This is a genomic window from Stenotrophomonas sp. YIM B06876 (genome assembly GCF_030711595.1).
Taxonomy (GTDB): Bacteria; Pseudomonadota; Gammaproteobacteria; order Xanthomonadales; family Xanthomonadaceae; genus Stenotrophomonas.
On the sequence record NZ_JAUJUJ010000139.1, the window covers coordinates 1 to 1958 of the forward strand.

The window sequence follows — 1958 nt, forward strand, 5'->3', positions numbered from 1 at the left end:
CGGCCAGCGCCGCATCGACGATGGACTGCGCGCCGGCCATGGTGGTGATGTCACCGTTGTTGGCGATCGCCTTGCCACCGGCGGCGGTCACTTCGGCCGCCACGGCCTCGGCGGCTTCGAGCCGGATGTCGTTGACGACGACGTTGGCGCCCTCGGCAGCAAAGGCCAGCGCATAGGCGCGGCCCAGGCCGCCGCCGGCGCCGGTGATGATGACGGTGCGGTGGTTGCAGATAGCCATGGTTTCAAAGCCTTTCAATGATGGTGACGTTGGCCTGGCCACCGCCTTCGCACATGGTCTGCAGGCCGTAGCGCCCGCCCGTGCGTTCGAGTTCGTGCAAGAGCGTGGTCATGAGCTTGGCGCCCGAGGCGCCCAGCGGGTGGCCGAGCGCGATGGCGCCGCCGTTGACGTTGGTGCGCTCGTGCGGGTAGCCGGTTTCCTTGAGCCAGGCCATGACGACCGAAGCAAAGGCTTCGTTGATCTCGACCAGGTCGATGTCGTCGAGCGTCATGCCGGCTTTTTTCAGCGCATGGGCCGTGGCCGGGATCGGGGCGGTCAGGTGCCAGATCGGGTCGTCGGCGCGCACGCTCAGGTGGTGGATGCGGGCGCGCGGCGTGAGCTGGTAGCGCTTGAGCGCGGCCTCCGACACCACCAGCACGGCGCTAGCGGCATCGCAGGTCGAGCTGGAGACGGCGGCGGTGATCTTGGGGTAGGTCGGGTCGACCGGCTGCAGCGTGGCGAGTTTTTCCAGCGTGCTGGCGCGCGCCGTCTCGTCCATGCGGAAGTCGCCATAGGGGACGATCTCGCGCTCGAAGCGCCCTTCGGCCATGGCGCGCAGCGCGCGGTCGTGGCTTTCCTTGGCAAACACCTCCATGGCCTCGCGCGACAGCCCCCAGTGGTCGGCGATGCGCTGGGCGGCATAGAACTGGTTGACCGGCGCATCGCCAAAGCGCGCCTGCCAGCCCGCGCTCTCGGCAAACGGCGTGGTGAAGCCCAGCGGCTGGCCGGCCAGCATGGCCGAGCCGATCGGGATGCGGCTCATGGTCTGCACGCCGCCGGCCAGCACCACGTCCTGCGTGCCGCTCATCACGGCCTGGGCGGCGAAATGGATGGCCTGCTGCGACGAGCCGCACTGCCGGTCCACCGTGGTACCGGGCACGCACAGTGGCATGCCGGCGGCCAGCCACGCGGTGCGGGCGATGTCGCCGGCCAGCGCGCCGATGGTGTCCACGCAGCCGAAGACGACATCGTCGTAGTCCTCTGCCGGAACGCCGTTGCGCTCGACCAGCGCCTTGATGGCATGCGCGCCCAGGTCGGCGCCATGCACTGCCGCCAGCGAACCATTGCGCTTGCCGGTGGGCGAGCGCAGGGCGTCAACGATAAAAGCTTCTGCCATGGGAAAAACTCCGGATCAGGAAAAGGTGTGGAAGGTGGCGCCGGGGCCGAGCAGTGCGCCGTCGTTCAGCAGCGCATCGGACAGCCGCTGCTTGTGAAAGGCGCGGTCGCCCCAGGTGGCGTCCAGCACCCAGGCGCGCTTCATGAACATCTGCAGATCGACTTCCCAGGTGTAGCCCATCGCGCCATGCACCTGAATGCCCTTGCGCGCCGAGAACCAGCCAGCCTCGGCGCAGGCCAGCTTGGCGTGGGAGGCACGCACCGCGCTGTCAGGCGCATGGCTGGCCAGCGCACTGGCGGCGCGGTAGAGCACCGGCTTGGCGAACTCGATCTTGGTGACCACATCGGCCAGCTGGTGCTTGACCGCCTGGAACGCGCCAATGGGCTTGCCGAACTGCTTGCGCTGCGCCGCATAGTCCACGGTCAAGTCCAGCATGCGCTGGGCCAGGCCCAGCAACTGGCCCGACACGCTCAGAGCGCCCCGGTTCAGCAGCGTATCGGCCAGCACCTGCCCCTGTGCGGCATCGGCGATGCGGGTGGCATCGGACGCGTTCCAGACCACGGT

General features: G+C 68.6%; 3 protein-coding genes. All 3 read right to left on the reverse strand.

Going from position 1 to position 1958, the window contains the following annotated elements; translation table 11 throughout:
- Window positions 1-238 (reverse strand): SDR family NAD(P)-dependent oxidoreductase (locus tag QZH66_RS15425; RefSeq protein ID WP_305806786.1); only part of this gene is annotated, 238 nt, incomplete at its 3' end.
- Between the two features lie 4 nt (window positions 239-242).
- On the reverse strand, window positions 243-1394 hold the full coding sequence (locus tag QZH66_RS15430) for an acetyl-CoA C-acetyltransferase (RefSeq protein WP_305806787.1): 1152 nt from the start codon (window positions 1392-1394) through the stop codon (window positions 243-245).
- 15 nt (window positions 1395-1409) lie between these two features.
- The coding region (locus QZH66_RS15435) for an acyl-CoA dehydrogenase family protein (protein ID WP_305806788.1) at window positions 1410-1958 on the reverse strand (549 nt) is incomplete at its 5' end.